This window comes from Maribacter sp. MMG018 (assembly GCF_018100785.1).
In the GTDB taxonomy this organism is placed as follows: Bacteria; Bacteroidota; Bacteroidia; order Flavobacteriales; family Flavobacteriaceae; genus Maribacter.
On record NZ_JAGJEC010000004.1, the window covers coordinates 74,000 to 97,304 of the forward strand.

25 protein-coding genes are annotated in these 23,305 nt (G+C 35.4%); 8 read left to right on the top strand and 17 right to left on the bottom strand.

All coding sequences use genetic code 11. The features are described 5' to 3' along the window. Window positions 1-24: 24 nt before the first annotated feature. From J8L85_RS15370 to J8L85_RS15410, 9 genes are all read right to left on the bottom strand, one after another. Window positions 25-1,299 (bottom strand): sialidase family protein, encoded by a 1,275-nt coding sequence (locus J8L85_RS15370; RefSeq protein ID WP_211018738.1) that lies wholly within the window; start codon window positions 1,297-1,299, stop codon window positions 25-27. Window positions 1,300-1,456: 157 nt separating this feature from the next. Continuing rightward, entirely contained in the window at window positions 1,457-2,209 is a 753-nt protein-coding gene (locus J8L85_RS15375; protein WP_211018740.1) for a phytanoyl-CoA dioxygenase family protein, read from the bottom strand. 24 nt (window positions 2,210-2,233) lie between these two features. After that, window positions 2,234-3,727 (bottom strand): sodium/solute symporter, encoded by a 1,494-nt coding sequence (locus tag J8L85_RS15380; RefSeq protein ID WP_211018742.1) that lies wholly within the window; start codon window positions 3,725-3,727, stop codon window positions 2,234-2,236. Window positions 3,728-3,757: 30 nt separating this feature from the next. Further along, the gene (locus J8L85_RS15385; protein ID WP_211018744.1) at window positions 3,758-5,068 is read right to left on the bottom strand and encodes a neutral/alkaline non-lysosomal ceramidase N-terminal domain-containing protein; all 1,311 of its coding nucleotides are present in this window, start codon (window positions 5,066-5,068) and stop codon (window positions 3,758-3,760) included. After that, window positions 5,065-6,078 carry an amidohydrolase family protein gene (locus J8L85_RS15390; RefSeq protein ID WP_211018746.1) on the bottom strand — a complete coding sequence of 338 codons (1,014 nt, stop codon included), beginning with the start codon at window positions 6,076-6,078 and terminating at the stop codon, window positions 5,065-5,067. The genes J8L85_RS15385 and J8L85_RS15390 overlap by 4 nt, the downstream gene beginning before the upstream one ends. After that, the gene (locus J8L85_RS15395; RefSeq protein ID WP_211018749.1) at window positions 6,078-7,019 is read right to left on the bottom strand and encodes a hypothetical protein; all 942 of its coding nucleotides are present in this window, start codon (window positions 7,017-7,019) and stop codon (window positions 6,078-6,080) included. The genes J8L85_RS15390 and J8L85_RS15395 overlap by 1 nt, the downstream gene beginning before the upstream one ends. Beyond that, window positions 7,016-8,299: an FGGY-family carbohydrate kinase gene (locus tag J8L85_RS15400; protein ID WP_211018751.1), complete on the bottom strand. Its 1,284-nt coding sequence runs from the start codon at window positions 8,297-8,299 to the stop codon at window positions 7,016-7,018. Before J8L85_RS15400 ends, J8L85_RS15395 begins: the two co-directional genes overlap by 4 nt. A 12-nt stretch (window positions 8,300-8,311) precedes the next feature. Beyond that, on the bottom strand, window positions 8,312-9,142 hold the full coding sequence (locus J8L85_RS15405; RefSeq protein ID WP_211018753.1) for a hypothetical protein: 831 nt from the start codon (window positions 9,140-9,142) through the stop codon (window positions 8,312-8,314). After that, the gene (locus J8L85_RS15410; RefSeq protein WP_211018755.1) at window positions 9,139-10,509 is read right to left on the bottom strand and encodes an aspartate aminotransferase family protein; all 1,371 of its coding nucleotides are present in this window, start codon (window positions 10,507-10,509) and stop codon (window positions 9,139-9,141) included. The genes J8L85_RS15405 and J8L85_RS15410 overlap by 4 nt, the downstream gene beginning before the upstream one ends. Before the next feature lie 828 nt (window positions 10,510-11,337). On the opposite strand from J8L85_RS15410, the gene J8L85_RS15415 reads away from it, so the two are divergent. From J8L85_RS15415 to J8L85_RS15450, 8 genes are all read left to right on the top strand, one after another. Beyond that, entirely contained in the window at window positions 11,338-12,120 is a 783-nt protein-coding gene (locus tag J8L85_RS15415; RefSeq protein WP_211018757.1) for a DeoR/GlpR family DNA-binding transcription regulator, read from the top strand. Between the two features lie 1,158 nt (window positions 12,121-13,278). After that, on the top strand, window positions 13,279-13,857 hold the full coding sequence (locus J8L85_RS15420; protein ID WP_247656698.1) for a Crp/Fnr family transcriptional regulator: 579 nt from the start codon (window positions 13,279-13,281) through the stop codon (window positions 13,855-13,857). 79 nt (window positions 13,858-13,936) lie between these two features. After that, complete coding sequence (locus J8L85_RS15425) at window positions 13,937-14,554, top strand: NADPH-dependent FMN reductase (RefSeq protein ID WP_211018759.1); 618 nt, start codon at window positions 13,937-13,939, stop codon at window positions 14,552-14,554. A gap of 92 nt (window positions 14,555-14,646) precedes the next feature. Continuing rightward, window positions 14,647-15,375, top strand: coding sequence for a GNAT family N-acetyltransferase (locus J8L85_RS15430; RefSeq protein ID WP_211018761.1), 729 nt, complete (start codon window positions 14,647-14,649; stop codon window positions 15,373-15,375). A gap of 189 nt (window positions 15,376-15,564) precedes the next feature. Then, window positions 15,565-16,185: a hypothetical protein gene (locus J8L85_RS15435; protein ID WP_211018763.1), complete on the top strand. Its 621-nt coding sequence runs from the start codon at window positions 15,565-15,567 to the stop codon at window positions 16,183-16,185. A gap of 18 nt (window positions 16,186-16,203) precedes the next feature. Next, the gene (locus J8L85_RS15440) at window positions 16,204-16,605 is read left to right on the top strand and encodes a DoxX family protein (RefSeq protein WP_211018764.1); all 402 of its coding nucleotides are present in this window, start codon (window positions 16,204-16,206) and stop codon (window positions 16,603-16,605) included. Window positions 16,606-16,647: 42 nt separating this feature from the next. Then, window positions 16,648-16,953 carry an antibiotic biosynthesis monooxygenase gene (locus J8L85_RS15445; protein ID WP_211018767.1) on the top strand — a complete coding sequence of 102 codons (306 nt, stop codon included), beginning with the start codon at window positions 16,648-16,650 and terminating at the stop codon, window positions 16,951-16,953. A gap of 48 nt (window positions 16,954-17,001) precedes the next feature. Then, complete coding sequence (locus tag J8L85_RS15450) at window positions 17,002-17,577, top strand: Crp/Fnr family transcriptional regulator (RefSeq protein WP_211018769.1); 576 nt, start codon at window positions 17,002-17,004, stop codon at window positions 17,575-17,577. 60 nt (window positions 17,578-17,637) lie between these two features. On the opposite strand, the gene J8L85_RS15455 is transcribed toward J8L85_RS15450, so the two are convergent. From J8L85_RS15455 to J8L85_RS15490, 8 genes are all read right to left on the bottom strand, one after another. Beyond that, a complete protein-coding gene (locus J8L85_RS15455; protein WP_211018771.1) occupies window positions 17,638-17,967 on the bottom strand; it encodes a hypothetical protein in 330 nt (109 codons plus the stop codon). A gap of 86 nt (window positions 17,968-18,053) precedes the next feature. Further along, the gene (locus J8L85_RS15460) at window positions 18,054-18,716 is read right to left on the bottom strand and encodes an SDR family NAD(P)-dependent oxidoreductase (RefSeq protein ID WP_247656699.1); all 663 of its coding nucleotides are present in this window, start codon (window positions 18,714-18,716) and stop codon (window positions 18,054-18,056) included. Then, a complete protein-coding gene (locus tag J8L85_RS15465; RefSeq protein ID WP_211018773.1) occupies window positions 18,713-19,258 on the bottom strand; it encodes a hypothetical protein in 546 nt (181 codons plus the stop codon). The genes J8L85_RS15460 and J8L85_RS15465 overlap by 4 nt, the downstream gene beginning before the upstream one ends. Window positions 19,259-19,270: 12 nt before the next feature. Continuing rightward, window positions 19,271-20,785 carry a serine hydrolase gene (locus J8L85_RS15470; protein WP_211018775.1) on the bottom strand — a complete coding sequence of 505 codons (1,515 nt, stop codon included), beginning with the start codon at window positions 20,783-20,785 and terminating at the stop codon, window positions 19,271-19,273. 31 nt (window positions 20,786-20,816) lie between these two features. Further along, entirely contained in the window at window positions 20,817-21,272 is a 456-nt protein-coding gene (locus J8L85_RS15475) for a GNAT family N-acetyltransferase (RefSeq protein ID WP_211018777.1), read from the bottom strand. A 3-nt stretch (window positions 21,273-21,275) separates the two neighbouring features. Continuing rightward, window positions 21,276-21,740 (bottom strand): nuclear transport factor 2 family protein, encoded by a 465-nt coding sequence (locus tag J8L85_RS15480; protein WP_211018779.1) that lies wholly within the window; start codon window positions 21,738-21,740, stop codon window positions 21,276-21,278. A 6-nt stretch (window positions 21,741-21,746) separates the two neighbouring features. Then, complete coding sequence (locus tag J8L85_RS15485) at window positions 21,747-22,190, bottom strand: GNAT family N-acetyltransferase (RefSeq protein WP_211018781.1); 444 nt, start codon at window positions 22,188-22,190, stop codon at window positions 21,747-21,749. Window positions 22,191-22,213: 23 nt separating this feature from the next. Continuing rightward, window positions 22,214-23,305 carry an alpha/beta hydrolase gene (locus J8L85_RS15490; protein WP_211018783.1) on the bottom strand — a complete coding sequence of 364 codons (1,092 nt, stop codon included), beginning with the start codon at window positions 23,303-23,305 and terminating at the stop codon, window positions 22,214-22,216.

Genomic DNA, 23,305 nt, shown 5'->3' on the forward strand with positions numbered 1-23,305 from the left:
ATATCTACTAAAAACAGTTAACCATTAATGGCCCATAGAAAGTGCTTCCACTTGTTTTGGGAATGGAAACTGTATATCATAAGAATCTTCCGGTAATTTAAAGCGCATTGCCCGGATTGAACTCCCTTCCCCCTCTTCGTAATATATAGCCAATATTGATCCGTCGGATAATTCTACCGTGGAAGGGTAGGCACCTGGAGTATTATCTATAAGGTATGGACCTTCCCATGTTTTAGCTTCGTCTCGGCTAATTCGTAAGCCGGTATAGTATCCACTTTCATCACAATAGGCCCGATATGAAAGTAAAATTTCCCCACTTTTAAGACGTGTTAAAGAGGGAGCGTGGCCTACGAAACCGATATCCTTTACAGGCGTCCAGCTCTTTCCAAAATCGTTGCTTGATGCGTAATGCATATTAACCAGAGAGCGATCTCCTCGTAAAACGGCAAAAAGTGTTTCATCTTTTAATAAAATAACATCTGTTTCTGCTGCAAGTACAAGGTTCGCATCTTCCCCTATTGACACAACTTCACCCCAAGTACTACCCTTGTCGAAGGAAGGAATAACGCCGCCCCAGGCAGCCTTCTTTAAAGGTTCAGACCGATAAACAGGTAATAACCATGAGCCATCGGGCATTTCTCTAACTTTAGCAGAGCAATTCCATTCCGGCCTTGAAGTAGATATTAGTTTCGCTTCTTTTTGCCAAGTGTTGCCATTATTAAAAGATTTTAATATATATGGTCCTTTACTGGTCCATTTGATCTGCCCGGTAGGCCTGACTTTCACTTCGGAGTTTTCCGGTTTTTGTTCGTGTAAAAGATCTGGATTGTTACCAAATTTGGAAACCTGGTCTTGGTTGTAAGAAGGTTCTTCACCTTTTAAACCTTGTGATTCAGAAACATCAAATTCCAATGAAAAAAAGCTTACGATTAATGAGCCATCACTCATCTGATTTATATGGGGATCACGATTATCATTCACATCGTCATATATCACAATGGGATTACTCCAAGTGCTCCCTTCGTCCTTAGATCTAATCAAACAAATTCTTCCTGCATTAGGATACTCTGGATTGGGATACGTAACATGGTTGTCACCATCATAAAAGACTACCACTATATCCCCATTATCTAGACGGCAGGCATCAGGAACTGCTTGATATCCTCTAGTAATACCCTTTTTAGAAATTATTTTATAAAGTACGGAGTCTTTATCAAATACCTGCTCGCCAATAGAATCGTGAATAACCTTTTTTGGGCTATGATTTTTACCACCACAGCTGATTAAAACAATTAGCATTGGTAAAAAAATTAGCGCCATTTTCAAACCCATTATATTAAATTTTAAATTTCTCATATTGATTTATTGCAAAACACTAAAAGTAGATTCTAAAGAACAACATTAAAATTTCACAACCCCAAAACATAATTTTTCCAATCACCCCATAACTATTGTTTTATGCAGGCGGAACTGCATCAACCGCTTTGGTATATTTTTCCTTCAATTCCTGATTGGTTCGGGTATGTTCTCCTCGGTATACAAAGAGTAATCCAAGACGTGAATTACTTGAGTGATTAGGCTCAGAATGGTGCACCGTTTCACAATGATGGATTGTAACGTCACCCGAGTTTAGCAAACCGCAAAATTGATCAGTTTTTGGGATATTTGGCCGTTCGGCCAAGCCAATGGAATTACCCTTCACACCTGAGATTTTGGTAGGTCTCATGCCGGCTTTATGTGACTCTTTAATAAAATAAACTGGACCATTCTGGGGAGTTACCGGGTCAATCGCTATCCAAAGAGTGAGCATATCAGGCGGTGTCTGGCAAAAATAGGCATTGTCCTGATGATAAGGCACATCCGAGCCAACCAGTGCCGGCTTATTAAATGTCTCTACCCCTGAAAGTATCGCCTTGCCATTCACAAGCTTGGAAATTAAAGAAATGATTTCATCTCTTTCAGCCAATTCTTTAAAATATTTATTATAAAGCTCCAACCTCCAAAGATTGCGAATAGTTTTACCATCTTTTTCCGTGGTTTTGGCATCTGGGGGCAAAGAAGGTAAATCATCGCGCATATATCGTTTTAATTCATCTCGAATTTCCGCTACTATTTCTTGTGAAAAAAATTCTCTTATACGTACTACCCCATCCCGTTGATAATCTTTCAACAGTACTTCGTAATCATTTTTGGGTATGAATTTATTCATAAACTTACTTATAACATTTTTTCATCACTTCTCCTTTTTTCGCGTTTCCAAAGTATCATTTGTTAAAAAACCTAAAACCAAACTAATTAGAACCCCAACAATAAACGAGCCTGGAATAATCCAAAGAAAGGAAATGGTTTCTCCAAAAAACTCATAGGAAAAACTAATCAATACTGCCGTAACTCCACTTAACAGCGTACCAATAAAAGTAGCGGTAGGTTTTGCCTTTTTTACAAACATGGCCATGAAAAATGGGACAAATAATGGGGCTACCAGTAAATTGATAGTCTTGTACGTTATCTCTAATAAATTCCCCTTAATGTTACCTACCACAAAACTTAACAAAACAATAATGAAACCAATACTGAAGGATATATATTTTGCCCATTTCACCTGATCCTTATCCGTGATGGTTTTGTTACTAAACCGAAGAATAAAGTCATTTATAATAGACATGGCAGAAGAATTAATACCAGAAGAAAGACTTGACATCGAAGCGGCAAGCAAACCTGCTAAAACCAGACCAGAAAAACCAGCAGGTAGACCGATTACAATAAATCTTGGAAATAAGGTATCCGCTTCATCTATTATTGAGCTTCCATTCAAAACTAAGTCTGGAAACATATTGAAATATGCAAATAGAGCAAGGCCAAGAATTGCTAAAAGCAAAGTAACAACAGCGTTGGATAATATGGAATTTAGATACATTCGTCTTGCTGCCCTGATATCTTTCGTTGCCAAATAACGTTGTATAGCCATTTGATCAGATCCTGCCGTACAGACATACCATCCAAAAGTAGTTATGACAATAGGCAAAAAACTGAGACGGGCCTGAGCATCAAAAAATTCAAATTCAGCCCATTGGCTTGGCCATTCAGTAGGGATTATATTCGAAACACCACCCACCTCATTTACGATTAATATAATTGCTACTATTGATCCTCCAAATAAAATAAACGTTTGAACAACATCCCCCAATACAACACTTTTTATACCACCAAAAGAGGTATAAACTACTGTAACCACTCCCATGGCGATACTCACGAATAAAGCTGTTTCTTCAGGCCAACCCATTATGGGAACAATAACTTTTTCAGATACCATATAGATAATTACAGCCATCCAAACGATACGCATTGTCAAAAAGTAAACCGCAGCAACTATTCTAGTTCGAACATCTAATTTTGTCTCCAGTAATTCATAAGCGCTCGTTATCTGGAGCTTCATTATATAAGGAATAAAGTAATATGCAACCACAAGGTATATGAAGGGCAAAGCAAACAATGATGACCAAATCATCGGTCCGTACTTTATCATTTCTCCAGGCATAGACAGATAAGATACGGCACTGAACATCGTAGCAAAAAGAGAAAGCCCAACCTTCCATGGTGACATATTTCGCCCCCCAAGCATATAATCATCAGAATTCTTATTCTTGCTTGAAAAATAGAATCCCACAAATAACATACCTAAGGCATATCCTATTATTACTATCCAATCTAAAGTCGTTATTGTCATTTTTTTTCTAAATAAATACTCCCAATGGTTTTAACTCAACATTTCATAAACCTTTTCAATAATCAATTTCCCTCCTTCTGCAGAAAAAACACTATTCGAAGCTTCATATCCTCCTTCTTTTTCTGCTTTCTCGGTAACAATATATCCGCCCAAAACACCATTAGACAGGGTGCTAACGAATACCTTTTTTGGTAATTTTTCCTTAATCTTTAAAGAATACTCCACGAATAATTCACCCGGCAGAAAAACAAAATAAAATTCACCTAAAGAAATACTGCTAATCTCTGCTGGCAAAATAGAACCATACACCTTTTCCAAATCTCCATTAATCCACATTTTAGTCAACTTCAAGTTTTCTTCCGCCCCAAACCAGTCGCATTCTACCGTTCTAATTTCTGTGGCCGGTTCACCCTTAATGCGCATTGTATGTAACTTGTTTTTTACATACGCCACTTTCGCTTCAGCATCTTTGAGAGACATAAACTTTTTCCTTGGGAGGTCTAGATTGGATTGTCGAATCTGTAAAGTACACCAATCATGAAAATCGGTCTCTTTTAGTTGCAGAACACTATCCGTAATACGTTTTCCTAGAATAAATCCTAATCGTTTCGCTTCATCAAACGTATTGGAATCAATAAAATGTCTTGGAGATTGATTACCGGAAGGTCCGGTTTGATAAAGCAACACAACATCTTCCCCTAATTTTTCATTGATGTATTTCCTTGTATAACCCGGAAAATCGGCAGAAAACAATTTAGAGTCTTCATGCAATACAGTCGGGTGCATACAATGAATAATTGATAAGCCAAAAATATCCCCTGTATTAAAATCCTTTAAAACAACAATAGGCACTTCAGGGTCAATAGCACCCGAGATACTATGACGATTACCTCCAACACCTGTACTGTCAGCTGACGTTATGGCTATTTTACATCGTCTTTTGTTTTTGAATGCTTCTATAAAAACTTCTGAGATCTTATGAACCAAATACTTTATATACTCTGGATCAGCCTCAGGCACAACAGGGTCATAAAAAATATCAGTAACAATTACTGGCCCTGAATGTGTATGCGAAGCGGAAATCATTAGGTTTTCACCTTTTATGCCAGTAGTCTTTTCGACTTGTTCCCTAACCTGGATTGTAATTTCCTTGGAAATAAAAATAACATCCACCGCACAAAAACCTATTTGATTCTCTCCATTATCTATAATTAATGCGGATGCATATAACGGGTCATGAGTGCCTTCGCTTGTTCGTTCTACATGTGGATAACCATGCAAAAACATTGGCTTTTGTGGTGTCACATCAACTATGGCTACTCCTGCAAATAACTTTTTCATATCTCCTCTCCAAATAAAAAGCGTAAATTATTTTTGTATGTAATATTGGTCTTTAAGGCTTTGGGTACATTATGTAATATGTTAGTTTCCTCCCTATACTCACAATCCAATCGATCTTCAACTAATTTACCATCGCCTGTGTAATACTTTTGTATCCAATAGTTAAAAGGAGTATCACTTCCCCAAAGCATCGTGTCCGGATAGGTTTCTGCCAATTTCACCATTACGGATAGAGGATCATTATAGTCAGCCTTAAAACGAAGGTCTTCGATTGCTATACTGGGCGAATTTTGTACAGCAAGTTTACAATGAATTATAAATGCTGAGAAGTCCACAAAACAGTTATCCAATTCATCCGCTTTTTTTAATACCGGTTCTAAAAAGCGAGCCGAATGAGCTATGCAAAAGCGAATATCAGGATTCCTTTCCGCTAAATCCACTATATCGGAAGCAGAAGCCCATGGGTCATCTGGATGGACTGAAGAATGGAATATAATGGGCAAGTTTTTATTACGTGCGAACTCCAATATTGGACTTCCCTTACCTTCCAAATCATTTACAAAAGCTTGTATATATGTGGAAGCTGTTTTAATTCCGAAAATAGAATACTTTTCTGAAATCTCTTCCATGAAATTCGCTTGTTTCTCAGCCTCCCGGGAAGGATCGAACATTAAAAATGGAAGTATTTTGTTCGTGTATTCAGGAAATATTTCATTTATCTCATTCAACATATTCTTGTTTTCCAATTCAAATGGAAAATTGCAATATTCAGTGGTCGTTTCAATCCTTGAAGAGCTACTATTATTTACATAATATGCAGAGTCAACAAAAGGAAATGTTACAGAAAAATCAATACCAAGCTGATTCATACGAATAACAAGGTCCTCAACTGAAAGTGCATAGGGATATCCATATTGATAAAAGAATTTAGGGGATATTCCAACATGGGTATGCACGTCTATAACAGCTTCTTTTTTATAAAGTGTACTTTTAATATTCTCGTAGTGCATTAATATCCTTTTTCAAAATCAGGTTCAATATTCATTGCTATTGTTTCCGTAACATATGAATCCGTTCGTAAAAGTTGGTGTACGGATTCAGGAACCAATGGTGTTGGTTCTCCATGTAGAACAAGACGAGTGACCAAACGTTGCCATGAACTGACCGTGCCCTGCACGCTGATTCCACAAAATTGCATTCTATTTTTTGCCCTCACCACTTGGGCAGGACCAATAGTGGCCGCCTTAGGAGGCACCATTGCCAAATCACCACTCATGCCAAAACTACCATGAAGGGAATTTTGTGCAAGGGTAAATGGACTCAGTGTAACAATTCGAGGATCCATTTCCATCCATTCGGCCATTGAACCAGCTTTAAATTCTGGTGCGTCGGGCTCAATAAATGCTAAATGACCTGTCCAACCAGGACCGCTATAAACCATGTCGGCCTCACCAAGATCGGAAATCATTTGACCATAATCATTAATATTCTTATTCGTAAACGTATGTATCTGTTTTTCAGGAGGACGAATACTTTTGTCCAGGTTGGAATAGAAATAATTTTTAAATGCATAACCAAAACCATATTTCCAAGTTTCAGGAGCAATATTTCCATCTTGATCCGCGTACTCATCCATATTGAACGTATACAGTTTACTACAATCTACTTTGAACTTATTGAGCATGTGTGCCAACATTCTAAAGTGCGGCCAAGGATTGGGCATAATCAATACAATGGGTTCGTTAGCATCAGAGGCGGTCTTAATACGGTGAAAAATATCAAAAAGCATTATAACACCCATATCCGCATCAGGAACAACTTGAATATTGAAATCAGGGTTCTTGTGTTTCTCTATATCTTCCCGCTTTATATTTCTAACTCTTGCCAATACTTCTTTATCCCTAAAGGGAACATGTTTTGACGGGTCGTAGGTGAAATCTTGATTTTTCATATTTTTGATAGATAAATATTCAAAGCACCAACTAATCCGGCATTTTCTTGATTGTTGATGATTATCGTTTGTTTAACTTCTTTTTTAATTATTTGGAGCAATACGGTTGATTTTGTGATTGCACCGGATAAAAAAACATTATTAACACACACTTTTTGACCAATGCCAATGATGTGTTGTTTTAATTGATTGACATAATATTTAATAATACTGGCACAAAATTGATGGGCTTCTTTACCGGTATTGAACTCAAGGTCATTATCTAAAAAATCCGGTGTTCTTTCTTCTATTTCTGGATAATCAATATAAGTCTGAAAAAGTTGATTATAAGTACCATCTTTAAATAATTTTTCCTTTAAATCCCTTATGACAATACCGAAATCCGGCTCATAGTTTAATAAAAAACAGTCATCAGATATTGGATATTTACCCGCAATTTGGTCCACCCCTAAATCTGTGGTAATATTTTTGGTTATCGAGAATAATACCAAGGCAGAACCAAAATTTATTGTAATATCCCCAGCATCTTTTAAACCTGCACCAGATGCCGAAGCACACTGATCGTTACCACATAAATAGACAGGAAACCTATACGGTATTTTCCATTCTTTGGATATTTCTTTAGAAATTAACACACCTCTTTTTGCCGCATCCTCTATCGTAGGGAAATTATCTGTAGTAAGTTCTAAAATCTGTAAGAGCTTTCCATTAATATCTTTTTGAACAAAATCATACATTCCGCTCATTCCAAAACTAGTAGTATCGGCATAAAAATTATATGTAAGCTGATACACCAAGTATTCATTGATTAAAGGAAAGTATTTGGCCTTTTGAAAAACATCAGGTTCATTTTTCTTCAACCACAATAGTTTTGAAGCGAACAATCCTGAAAGTGGTTGCCCAAAACCTGAGTATTTAGGATAATCAGGTAATTGTGCTTTTAAATAATCAGCTTCATCTTTTGCCCGTTCATCCAACCAAACGATTCCTTTGCGCAATGGGTTAAAATCATTCGTGACAGGGACGAATGTATTGGCCTGACTTGTTATAAGCAAGGCCTTTACCTTCCCCATTTGAACAACCTTTTCAGAAAGACACTGTAGGATTAAATTCTTAACAATATCAAAGAATATAACAACGTCTATCTCAAAAGAACTTCCACTATGAATCATCGGAAATTTTTCTTTCTTTTCGACTAAGATATCAGAAGAAGAGGTAAGACATCCACATTTGATGCTACTCGTACCTATATCCAATACTAAGAAAATTTCCTTTTTCAATTCCTTTGACTTTTATTTAAGAAATTCTAACGCCTGACCAACTGTGATATCATCATGCACAATACCCATTAACGCCTTGGTTATCGCTCCTGGGTTTTCATGTTGAATAATATTTCTGCCATACACTATTCCCGACACTCCTTGATCAATCAATGTCTTTGTTCTTTCCAGAATCTCTTTATCGGATACTTTCCCTCCTCCTCTTACCATTACCGGAATCTTCCCCGCTATTTCAACTACCTTATGATAATCGTTTACATCATTTGTGGGGTCCGCCTTGATAATATCAGCTCCTAATTCTACGGCCTGACGCACCAAAGGCAAAATCATACTGGGGTCACCATCTACCATATAACCTCCTGCCTTTTCATTAGGCTGAAAAACAAGCGGCTCTACCATTAGCGGCATTGAAAAACGCTCGCAAATTGGTTTTATTTTTAGTATATTTTGGATACAGTGATCTGCTACTATTGGTTGACCAGGTATCTGGAACAAGTTGACAACTACACAAGCCGCATCCTGATTAAGAGCTTGCTCTACAGGATGTTCTATCATTCGACTAAATAAATGACTAGGTAATTTTTGCCCATAAACATTGGCAACATCCGTTCTCATAACGAATGTAGGCTTATTTTTTCCAGGCAAAGATTGTAAATAATGAGCCTGACCTACTGTAAGTTGAATAGCATCTGGCGCCGCATCGACCACTGTTTCTACAGCCAATTGAATATTTTCAATACTCTTTAAAAATCCAACTTCATTAAAAAAACCATGATCAATTGCCACATTGAGACAACGATTTGACTTTTCATTGAACAACCTATTTAAACGATAATTTTTCATCTGTAACCAAATTCTTTTTCAACTTCCGTGATCGACTCTTCTATAATATCCAATCCCATATCCGCATGTTCTTTATCCATGATAAGCGGTGGAGACATTCGCAATATGTGACCTGCAGGAATCCATGCCAACCCTTTAGAAAATGCTTTTTGATAAACCAATTTTCCAGCCTCATCAAATGGTTCTTTTGTAGCCTTATCTTTCACCAATTCCATTCCTAGTAGAAACCCTTTTCCTTTTACATCTCCAATGATAGGATGATTCTCTTTCATTCTTTTCATTCTTTTCATGAAATGGGCACCAACCTCACGTACATTTTCCAAAATCTGTTCTTCTTCAATTACCTCAATTGAAGCTAATGCCGCCGCACATGCCATGGGATTACCCCCATAACTCGACGATGCAGAAATCATATCCAAAGCTTCAGCATGCTCCTCTTTGACAACCATAGCGGTTACCGGAAACCCATTACCAAACGACTTACCCAATGTAACAATATCGGGAACTACGTCCCAATGATTCATACATAACCATTCACCCGTTCTACCCATACCCGTTAATACTTCATCAGCGAAAAACAGAATATCTTTTTCTTGACATAATTGTTGAAGTTTAGGAAAGAAATCCTCTGGAGGAAAAATAGACCCTCCCCAACCTTGAGCAGGCTCTAAAACAAACGCCGCAACATTTCCGACTGTAGCTTCTTGAATAAATTGCCTATAAAAATCTATATAAGCATCGGTATCAATTGACCCATCAATCTTTTTAAAAACAGGACGATAAGGATCAGGACGCGGGACCATATAAAAACCGGCCGTTCTCGTAGGACCATAACTAAAAACATCTCCTCTAATCATTCGAGCCATATTAACAGACCCCATAGTCTTGCCATGAAAATCTTTATAACAAGATATAAACTCATGACGATTACCAATCGCTCGAGCCGCCCTAATCCCCGCCTCTACAGCTGTAGTACCATCGCTATACAACTGAATAGAGTTAAGATTCCCCGGTAACACATCTGCCATTTTCTCTAGCAACTTCTCCTTTACAGGCGTGGCAAAATCATGACAATTCATTAACTTTTTCGCCCATTTTGAAACAGCTTCAGATATTTTTGGGTGACAATGACCTAGAGAAGCTACATAAATACCGGATGAAAAATCTAAGTACCTATTATTATCCACATCCGTTAAGGTAATTCCAGACCCTTCAGAAAAGGCAACGGGAAATTGTTTAACCTGCGAAGAAAGTCCTCGAATATACTTACTTGTATTAGCATGCATTTTTCGAGACTTTGAACCAGGCAATTCAGTAATTATATGGGGTATACCTTTTGCTTCTTTTTTCCACCAATCTTTATTCATTATTAAAAATTTAATTTATTAACTATAACTTCTTAAGTTATTATGACTATCGCAATGTTTTATTCTTCCCTACCCTCTTTACAACTAACCAGCAACAAGAACAACTGTACTTTCTACCCCACTTAATTAATGTTACCCATCTCTTAAATTAAAATAGAATCGAACAAAATATAACCACTAAACCCTTCCCCATCTGTATCTACAAAATCGTTAAACACTTATACTATACTTAACATATGTTAGAGACAAGTACATGTACAACCTTTTATTATACTTCTGCTAGCCGATTAAACGAATACCATAAAATTCAACAATCATTTTATGTTCGTTTTAATCAAATTCAATCAAATGTAATCATTTTAATTAATTATCCAAACATTTATAATTACATTCTTGACATTTGTATTTAAAACTCATTTTTTGGTTTAAGTTTGATTTACGCCTACTTACAGGAAAAGTAAAGAAAATCACGTTATCATCTCCAGATATATCAACCAGCCGACTCCAGAAACTATCACTACTAATCACTAAAAATTAACTGGCTAGCTATTTTTATTAAAAACCATTTGTAGAAGTATTAACTCAGAAAAACAAAACCAACATTATTTTTTATAAATACAAACCATATAGTTAGTTATCAGAGAATTGTTTTTAAAATACTTAATAGACTGTCGTCTTAAAACACCATTATAAAACGCTTTTTAAATAAACTCATTCAACTTAAATTTAATACTGAATTTCTTTCAAATCGGATTAACTTGATTAGTTTTGTAACTTATTGAATGAGATAATCATTTATTTCTGAATACTAAAGTAGAATTGAATATAATGAATAATAAAAAAACCAGAATCAAAACACCAGAGTCTCGGAAAAAGATCATTTTAAATCTTTTGAAAGAAGAAGATTCGGTCTCCGTACAAGAAATCGTTGATGAATGTCAGGCTTCGGAAGCAACTATTCGGCGTGATTTATCAGAATTAGAAGGAAAAGGTTTACTCATTAGAACGCATGGAGGTGCGACTAAAAACACTGCTACAGAAAACCTCTTTACCTATAGTAATAAAATGAACCAAAACATGGACAACAAGGAGTATATCTGCAAAATTGCTTCTAAGTTCGTAAATGATAATGATATTATTTTTATCGATTGTGGTTCAACTATTTCTTTTCTCTCAAAATATATTTCCAATAAAGAATTAACAGTTATCACCAATTCTCTTCCCGTTGTATCCGAGCTTATTAACTTCGATAATATTAAACTGATTGTAATTGGCGGTGAAGTTCTTAATGAGCGAAAAGCAATATATGGCCCTTCAGCGGAACGGTCCATTTCACATTATCATGCAACTAAGGCTTTTATTGGCTCCGATGGAATATCACTATCCAGAGGATTATCTTCATATGATGAAAATGAATCTTTAATTACATTAAAAATGGCAGAAAATGCCGATGAAGTCTTTCTACTTTGTGATTCAACAAAAATTGAAAAGGACTCGTTTGTCAATTTCGCCCCAGTTTCGATTATAGATTATGTTATTACAGACAAAAATTTGAATCCTAAATTAATTTCAAAATACAAAAAGAATCACGTGAATCTTATTAATGAATAAATTAAATTGGTTACCTCAAAGTTCATGTTTCCTGCTTTCTCCTTTTTTAACAATCATTAATTAAAAGAAATTACAAATAGCTCTTTAGAGTCATTTTCAATATAAATAATAGAATCAAGATTATGTCATATCAAGTACCTAAATTATGCGAGCCTATTCTTAGAAGACGATAAGAGTCTAAAAAAATATCTGCTTGCTTTTTTGATAAATTACTCAAGAATTTTATAATAACCAGAAAACTAAAACTGCATACGTTTTTGCATACGATTTTATAATCTAATAGTGGCTGAGCCCTATAAAACCGTTGGAATTTTTCCACCCTTGGAGCTCATAACCCGAAGGTCACTGGTTCGAGTCCAGTTCCCGCTACAAAGCTTAAAGTAAAGGTCCAGTTTTCACTGGACCTTTACTTTTTTTATTTTTATAAATAATTATCAGTTTAACAAACACCTCATGTGTACCGTTGGATTGTGAACAAATCTCATTATCATAAGGTCTTTTTGAAACCATTATAAAGCAGTTCTATCCTGACATGCTTTCTCTACCTAACTTATTAGAAAGTTCGCCAAAAGTTGATTTTAAATAAAAGGTTAAAGATTAGGGTATAGTGTTTGAAATTTGGCCAATAATAAGTAATAAAAAATGTCTTGTTCTAATTTGATTGCCCTTGGCACTACCCTATTTACATAAAACACCCCCTTTGCCTCCATAGGGTCACCCCCATAACAACCCTAGTATCTCCCACCCCTCCTTTTACCCCCAAAAGTACCCCCACTAACTACCCTAGACACCCCTATTTTCTTTAAGACAAACCCTAAACTAACATTGACACCTCATTCCACCATCTTAAAACCTACCCATAATAATCTTTATTAGCTACCAAAGAATGGATAACCTACCCTATCACCTACTATTTATTGAAGCATAAATTTAGATGTCCGGTAAGTCGAATCCATATACAAATCTATAAACATCACCATTTTGATTTTCCCATTAGTCGATGAAGAATTTGAAAGTTTGAAAGAAATTGGATTGTAATATTTTCTCCCGACCTTATATATTTTAGCTTTCAATAGTTTACAGCTCTTATTCAAGTCATTACAAAGTTCTAAGAGGGAGTAGTTGATTTTTACTATCTTAATAGCATACTTTTTAGTTTTGCAGGCAAAAGATAAACTCATAGCACACTTAAGGAGAATTATTCAATTATCCCCTACCGAAGAAGTTATTGTTAGAAATAGCTTCAAAAAGAAACATCTAGACAAAAAAGAGGTTTTGCTATTTACTGGAGAAGTCTCCTCGCATATGCAGTTTATTGCAGACGGTTGTCTAAGGGCCTATTATATGGACGATGAGGCTAAGGAACATATCGTTCAATTTGGAATCGAAGGGTGGTGGGTAAATGATTTGTATAGCTATCTTACCCAGACACCTGCTAAACAATTTGTACAAGCTTTGGAAAAAAGCACTGTTCTACAAATACATCGAGACACTTTAAATGATCTCTATAACGAGGTTCCTGCCGTTGAGCGCTTTTTTAGGTTGAAATTTGAAAAGGCTTATGTTGCTTTTCAATATCGTACTATCGATGCTATGGCCAAACCTGCTGAAGAACGTTATTTGGAATTTCGTACAAAATACAGGGATATTGAACAAAGGGTCCCCCAGTATATGGTCGCTTCTTATCTAGGCATCACCCCTGAATTTTTAAGTGCACTTCGAAAAAATTTGCGATAGAACCCCTTTCTTAATCCACCTTAAGATTATTCACTTTTGTCACCCATAGGTTTGTACCGTAATCTTAAATCAGTGCAAAGTGAAAAAAATAATCGCATTTACAGGAAGTAACAATCCAGATTCAATAAACGAAAAATTAACAAAATACATAATTAAGGAATTCCCGAATCGAGGAATTGAATTTGTGGACCTTAAAGAATATAAACTACCTATTTACAGTCAAGAAATAGAAAAAAGGGGTATTCCCAATAAGGCCAAAGAACTTTTTCAATTGTTTACCACTGCGGAAGGTTTTATTCTAGCCTCTCCCGAACATAATGGTCTTCCTTCCGCATTTTTAAAAAACACCATCGACTGGCTTTCAAGAATAGACCAGCGTTTCTTTGGCGACAAGCCCATTCTTCTCATAAGTACATCACCAGGGGCAACGGGAGGGAGCTCACATTTGGAAATAATGGGAAACTTGGTGCAGCGTTGGGGAGGCCAACCCGTAGGTCGATTTTCTTTAGGCAGTTTTCAACAACATTTTAATGAGAATACGGGTCGTCTTACTAACATACAAGAAACCTACGTACTTCAAAAGTTGGTCGTTGCCCTTTTAACGGATCAACCAGTCAATATGGTAGATGATTCAAATGATATTAATGAGCTAATGGCCAACATTACCTCCCAACTTAAATCAAAAGGGTTTTTATAAGAGAATATCAATTCTCCTTTGAACTACAAGGGTATTATAGAATAAAATTTCATAATTCATCCGTTGTCAGTTTAACTCTAAATATAATAATCATGAACAAAAAAATAATCGAACATTTATTCGAGTTTTGGAATGAGATAGGGCTTAATGGCGGATTTCTTATAACAGGAACAGGTTTTAACAGTACAGTCCCTTCTGAAAACGCATGGCCTAGTAAGATCTTCAATGTAAACCCTGAAGTAATCACAATAAAAGACCTCCAGCAAAATATCAGGTCTAAAAAGCTACCTAATTCACTAGCTATATATGAAAAGGAGTCCTTTGAAAAAAGGCTGACCTCTTATGGATTCAATTTGACTTCTACCTTAAAGGCCATGGCCTTGACAACCAATAAAAATTTCTATGATAATGTTAGGGAGTCCGATTTTATCATGGTCAGTTCGGAGAGCGAGGCGGAGCATTTTGCTCAAGTAGCATCCATGTCCTTTGAATACCCTGTTAAAGCATCTACGATAATTCCACTTTACAAGACCCCTTCCCTTAAACTCTTTATCGGAAAATATCAGGATTCTTTTGTGAGTTGTGGCATGGTCTATTTGGATAAGAATGGGGTATCCGGTATCCATATGATTGGGACAAAGGCCGATTATAGGGGATTGGGACTTGGAAAAAAAATGACACAACTTTTAGTGCATGAAGCCCTAAAGAATCAAAGTAAAAAAATATACTTGGTCGCCTCAAAAGCAGGGGAAAGAATATACACTAAAATGGGCTTTAAAACTTATGGAGTATTGAAAAGCTACGCCTTGCCCATGGATTGATTACTTGATATGATTGTAAAGTGACGGGGTAATTGTTTTTCACAATTAAATGAAGAGCAATTACCTTTTGTTATATAATCCGTTGAAATTCTTTTTTGGTTTTATTTCTTTCCTCGTCATTTCTTAAACTACCTTAATAAACACATAAAACACTGATAATAAATTTGTTGCACACAATAAACAGTTGCAATGTCTAAAAATATAGCCATACTCATTTTAACTGATTTGACCGTGCTAAACGTTACGGGCCAAGAACTGGACTTTTCGCCAGATATGGTATTGGGGAACAGATCTGTCACCTATAAACATTTTATTGGATATTCCATAAATTCCAGATTATCTATAGATCAACTGACTCTATTTGATACGGAGTATGAAGAAGACGCCAACAACATCTATTTTATCAGAAATAATTTCTCGTATCATTTCAACGAAAAGATTAAACTCAATACGGCCATTGGAATAAAGAACCCAGGGGCATTCTGCACGGTATCCCTCGGGTTTTCCATGAAAACGAACAATTTTTCCTTTACCTATACGGCGGGCAGCACCTATCAAAAGGGGTTCTCATTTGAACAATCCGTGGTGTTCAGTTATACGCCGGATTTAGGTCATGGCCTTGAAGGATACATAAACCTACTTGCAACGGCCAACATCAACGGGGATGGATATATAAGGGGATTGCAACAGTTCAAAATCGGAATTCGAAAAAAACAAATGATTACGGGGCTAGCTTTAAATCTAGATCAGTTCAACAATGCCCAAAAAAAATTAGAAAACATGGGTGTATTTGTGAAGTATAATTTTTAACCTTAAATATTCAATAAAATGAAAAAAAACAAAAACCTTGCAATTTTTATCTTAAGATTAGCGATACCTTTTACCATGTTGATTTATGGTATAAACAAAATAATTGATGGTACGGGATTTATAGGAAGTCTTTTAGAGCAATTTGGTTTGCCCAAGATTATGGCAAATGGCGTATTTGTCGGTGAGATAGTCGCTCCTATAATGCTCATGATCGGATTTAGGACCAGATTGGCCGGACTGATTTTTTCCTTTAATTGTTTCTTGGCAATTGCCATGGCTCAAACCCAAAATATATTTAAATTGAATGAGTTTGGAGGATGGTCGCTGGATTTATTGTTTATTTATCTAATTGCTGGAATTGTATTTTACTTAAGTGGAGGTGGGCAATATGCTTTATCAACATCCAGTAGTTGGGATTGACCCTCTATTTCTCCAAATCACCTTTATAAAAAAGATAAAACGATGCACGCCATAATTTATAAGTTCAATGTTATAGAGGATCATGAGAACGACTTTGAAATTGCCTGGGAAAAATTGACAAAGGCATTTATGACCTATTCAGGTGGTCTAGGTTCACGACTTCACAAAGACTCAGAAGGTAATTATATCGCATATGCCCAATGGCCAGATAGGGAAACATGGAAGAAAGCAGGAAGTAAACTTCCCGAAAACACCAAAAAATGGGTAAAAGCAATGAAAGATAGTAGTGATGGCACGGAAATATTGCACCAAATGGATGTGATGAATGATTTATTGATAATAAAGTAAAAAAAAGGGTACTAAAGGGGATATGATTAATTCTTAATTTAGTGCCATATGGAGAATGACATAGTCAAATTAATTTCCAGATTCCTTACGCTTACCGAAAAGGAAAGTACTGCATTTATAGAATGTATACCTATTATATCATTTGAAAAAGGAACTATACTCTTAAAAGAAGGGCAGATATCAAGAGATTCTTACTTTGTTATCGAAGGGTGTGTTAGAAAATATTACATTATTGATGGTGAAGAACGAACCACTGAGTTTTATGTAGAAGATGAATCTTTAGCTTCATTACAGAGTTATACAAATAAAACACCTTCCAATCACTATTTTGAATGTGTTGAAGACTGTAAATTGGCTGTTTTGAATTATGACAAAGAACAGGAATTATTCGAACGTGTCCCAAAATATGAAGCTTTGTGCAGAATGTCTATGGAAAATGATTTCGGCGAGCAACAAGAAGCTTTAGCTAAATTTATTACATCTAGCCCAGAGGAGCGATATAAAAACCTTTTAGAAACAAGACCTGATTTACTTCAACGTGTACCGCAATATCATCTAGCAAGTTATTTAGGTGTAAAGCCCGAATCATTAAGTAGAATACGTAAAAGATTAACAAAGAGGTAAGAATGATGCCCTAGAAACATATTCTAGAGCATCTTAATAATCATCAAATTAGGAAAAGAATTATTCTTCCCTTTTTATCACTTTTACAGTTTTAAGATCTACCATTCCTAATGAAAGGATTCGAAGCCATAAACTGGATTTCGTTTCAATGGTATACTTTTCAGCATCCATTACGCTAACAAGTGCCTCCACATTACTTTCCTTTACATTGATGCCAAGCAGATGCAAATCACTTGTTTTCTTAAAGGTTAATTCCTTTGTCTTTTCCCCAAACACTTTTCCTCCATTTTCAAAGGGTTGTGTTTCTGTATTCACTGCAAACTGTTGTACGGAACAGGATGTTAAGGATACACATACCAACATCCCCAATAATACTTTCTTTATGCTCATAATATTAATTTATTTTATGAAGCAAATGTATTGTTGGGTTAAAATTTATTCATTGACTATAGTTAAGAAGCATGGTGTTTTTGGGGTTACCACTTTCTGACCTTTCCTTGGTGCCAAAACTGCCCTGTTTCTACCTTATTATTTAATAAATTTAAAATATCAGCTGCTACATCTTTTGGTAAACGAGGGGCAACTTTTCCTCCCATATCGGTTTGTGTCCACCCTGGATCTAGAGACGATACTTTAATATGTTGTTCCTCTAGTCGTTTTGCAAGTAACTTAGTATACATATTCAACGTGGCTTTGGACATTTTGTAATGTGGTTGAAAGGCATCGAAATTTGGTTCACTAAAGGAACCCCAATCTGAAGTTATATTGATGATATGCCCATTGGAATTTAATCTTGGAAGCAATTTTTCAGTTAATTCTATAGTCCCGAAAACATTTATATTGAAGGTTTGTTTTAATTGGTTCATGTCTATCGCAGAAACATCCCATTTTTCCAGTAATATTCCTGCATTGTTTATTAAAAAATCCAGTTTAACATCACCGAGTTTATCGACAAATTCCGCGATGGCTACACTATTGGACAAATCCAATTTTAAGGCTTTAAAATTTGGACGAATTAGCGAGTGCCTACCCGAGGTAGAACTACCAATAATTTCAAAATTTGGGTTTTCAGATAACAACGCTACCGTTGCAAGTCCTATCCCCCTGCTGCTTCCTGTAACGATGCCGTACTTCATCATATACTTTTTTTAGTTCGGTTCAATAAAATAAAAATGGTAATCACATAAATTACAACTATGGTGAATGGAATTACCACAAACCGTTGTTCTGGAAACACATACCAAAAAAGTACAATTAAAACCGTACGTAAAACGGCATGAAATATTCCCGCCCAATGTTTGATAATCCATGAGAAAGGCAACCACATGGTTCCTGTTAAAATACCTACGGTCAATGGTAAAGATGTATAATCTGTCAGAAAGAATGGGATGGCAATGCCATAGACCAAAACGGCTTGAGCCACTGTATACATAAATAAGGCATCAAAAACATTTTCGGGTCTGTTTTTGTCAAGAAAATTCTCTCCGGTAAATTTGGAAATCAACAAGGCCAAATAAACGATACACCCTGTAGTAACAAACAGTACCCAAACTGTTATACGATCAGGGAAAATCAAACCGGAAACACCAACCAACAACCAGGCTATTAATCCAGAAAATGGCGTTGCTAAAAATTTTCTGTTCGCAAATTCGGTGCGTTGTTTCTCCAAGGAATTCATCATATTGAATAAAATTTAATTAGTAGAATTTAATTTTTGAAGTTGTGATGAAGAGTTTTCACACCAAAAGCAATCATCATTTTCTGACTTTAGTTCCAAGGCTCTTGAGTAAGCACCAATAGCATTTTCTTTTTCATTAACTTTAAAATATGCATCTCCAAGGGAATCCCAGCTATTTCCATCTTCAGGAAATAATTGTGTGTTCAATTTATAAATGGCAATGGCTTTTTCCATTTGATCCTTTCTGTAGTAAACCCCACCTAAACCATTTAGATTTCTTGGTGAATCAATAACATCTTCAAATTTTAGCTTTAATTCTTTCTCTAAATCGTTAACAGTACCCTTGTACGCTTCGGTAAATTGGTAAAGTTCACTTACCATATATTTTGGTAATTCTTTTGGTATATAAGTTTTATCAAATAACATGTTTTCTATTTCTCGAGTCATTCCTCCTATTGGTCTAACAAATGCATTAGATGAAAATAGTATAACAACATCTTCTTTTGGAAACCATACAAACTCGTTATAAGAAACACCATTAAATCCATTATGGGTTATGACTTTAGTATCTCTTTTAGAGGTATAAACAGCCCAACCATAAGCATAATGACTCGACTCATCTTCATATTCGGCTACATAAGGTTTTGTGAGTTTTTCAAATGACTCCGGAGACAAAATTTTATTTGTCTTTAATGCTTGATACCATTTGTACATGTCATTATTTGTGGAGTGTATGCCACCATTTGCAAGTACCGTTCTTGCGATTTCTCCATCTTGTTTATACTGTGCAATATGTGAACCTTCATTAGAAACGTTAAGCAAATATTCATTGGCAACAGTCGTGTTTTCCCAATTGGGTAATAAATAACCAGTCTGTTGCATTCCTGCTGGTTGGAATAATTTTTCACTCAAATACGTTTCATAATCCTGACCAGAAACAAGTTCAATAATTCGTCCTAAAATACTATAGCCTGAATTTGAATATGAATATTCTGAGCCTGGAGTAAATAACAACTTCTCTTGAAACAGATTTGAAAAATATATATCTCTTGGGGTTAAATCAAAATCATCGGTACTACCATGGCCAAAACCAGCTGAATGTGTTAATAACTGATGAATGGTGATGTCTTTTTTATCCTCTGGCAGATCGTCAAAGTAGGTACTGATAGGACTATCCAATTTTAATTTATTGTCTTCAGCTAATTTCACAATAGCAGCACCTGTAAACTGTTTTGATACAGAACAAATATCATAAACTGTATTAGGTTTATTGCCCAACTTATTTTCTTTGTCGGCAAATCCGTATCCTTTATTTAAAATAATAGTATCATTCTTAGCGACCAAAACTGCTCCTGAAAACCCATTAGCCTCACTTTGTTTTAAATAATCATCTATGCGATTGCTTAACAAATTAGATTCATCTGTCGTTGTTTTTTTCGTTTGGCAGGCTACACTTAAAACAACCATTAAACAACCTGAAACAAGGTGTATGTTAGCTATGATTTTTTGTATCTTTCTTATATTCTTCATTATGATCATTTTAAAAATTAACTTAATCATTTTATCCTATTTGCCATTTAGCAAATGATTTTTCTACTACTTGGGCTCCGAGCTTTTTATAGAAATGAATGGCTTTTTCATTATTACTTTCAACCTCCCATTTTATGAGTTCAATATTGTTTGAAACACAAATGTCTTTTGCATACTGCATCAATTTTTGACCTACACTGTTTCCTCTAAACGGTTTACATACAAACACGTCATCAATAGACATGTATGTACTTCCATTCCAAATAGAATAGTTCCACATATAAGTAATACAACCTATTAAAACACCTTTATGTTCTGCTACGATAGCTTCGAATTTTGGAGACTTTAGATTTGAAAACCCTGATTCCGTTATTTGGTTTAAATCAGTTTTAAGGTATTGTAATTGCCCTTCATATGCAGCAAGTTCCTTTATTAAACTTAACAATGCTTTGGCGTCTTTCTGGCTTGCTTTTCTTATGGTTGTCATATTCTACCAATACTCTTTAATCATAAAAATCTTTCCACCCTTAAATTCAAAAAGAGCCATTTGCTTATCACCTTTAACCACTTTACCGTCTTCTTTTTTGATGAAGCGTTTGCTTACTGTAATGGCATTTAAGCCATAAATACTATTCTCTATTTTTATATCAACAACACTTCCGTCATAGCCACCATTACTTTGGTTTCGTTTATAGCCGTTGTAAAGATCCTCTCTTGTATAAATCCCACCGTATTTTGGATGCACATAGGTAAAATCATCGGTAAATAACTCAAAAATGTTATCGATGTCTTCTATGGTCGAGTTTTGTTGGAATACTTTTAGGTTTAACTTGTAGTATTGATTTAGTATAAAGTTCAGTGAATCTTTATGTGTATTTAGTTTTTTTTGCTGTGCTTGAATTATGGTAAGGCTACTAAACAATAGTGTAATTAGAATGACAAATTTTAGTTTCATGTTTCTTTATGTTATTAATTCCATATGTAAAATGGGGTAGGGTTTTCCAGAGGTATCAAATTCTGATCGTCCTTTGGTTTCAAAGCCACAATGTTCGTAAAATCCAACAGCTTGTTCATTCTGTTCGTTTACATCAACCTTGGTTACATTAAAATGGTTGATTGCATAATCCAATAAGGTCTTACCTATTCTTTTACCTCTATGTGCTGGATGAATGAACAACATTTCTAAATTTTCATCAGAGACACCAACAAACCCTACTATTTTATGATGCTCATCTCTATAACATCTTAATTCAACAGCATCTAAATAGGTGTTTAGAATCAAAGGTTTGAAATAGGCGATATCTTCTTCTTTTAAAAAGTGGTGTGTAGCCCTAACGGAAGCTTCCCAAATGGCGACAACTTCTAAATATTCCAATTTATCTATTTCGTCTATTTTATAATTCATTTTTAATTGGCTTTAATCATTAATCAACTCCCGATAATCCAATTTGAAATTTCATTCAAAAAACCAGTTACAAATTTCTTTTCAAGTGTACCGTATTCATCGCGTTGGCCGGTTACTGCTTTTTGGAAAAAATGATTCGCATCCTCAAAAGTCACAAAGTGATAATCTGTCCCCGATTTAAGAAGTGCATTTTCCATTCGGTCTTTATTTTGGAATATAGGAACCTGAAAGTCCAGCCCTCCAAATAAGCTTAATACTGGGACTTTTAATTGTTCTAAATCTTTTGAAGGGTCGTGGTATAGAAATGAGGTAAGTGAAGGTAACCCATAAATTATCTTGAATTCATTTGCTTTAGCAATAGCACCTTGTTGTATTTTTAGGCTATCTACAACTGCCTCTGAAGACGAAAATGCATACAAAATGGATGCTGCCGTATCTTTGAATAAACGATAGGTATCATCAATATTCTCGTCATCTTCAATGGACCTCATCAATTTATTGTGTGCAGATACATCCGCTTCAATAAGTGATTTAGGAATATCAGCATTATTATATTCTTGCCTTACTTGATACAAAACAACCTCTACCAGCGGAACTGCAGGAGCAGCCATTAAAATTACTTTTTTCACAGATTCATTTCCAACAGCCACTTTTCCAGCAAGAATTCCACCTTGACTATGTCCAAATAATATAAAATCATCAAAGGGATGCTCTTTGTTGGTTTTAAAATAGTCCATAATGTTTTCTAAATCCTTCGAATGGTCTTCGATGGTACTATTTACAAAATCACCTGTGCTTTCACCCACACCTCGATCATCATAACGAAAAGATGCTATTCCTTGAGAAGCCAAATGCTCGGCAATAATCTTCATTATTTTAAAGCCCTCTAATGTTTCGTCTCTATCTTGTGGTCCACTACCGGAACTCATAATAATTAAAGACTTTGTACTCAAGTTGGATGGAATAAGAAGTGTGCCTCCAATGTAAACACTCTCTAATTCGACAACTAAACCAATAGATTTTGAATCTTCATTAATTGTATTTTCACTTGAATAACAAGAAAATGTCACAATTAAAAATAGTATTAAAACGGTTAAATGTATTCGTGTTCTCAT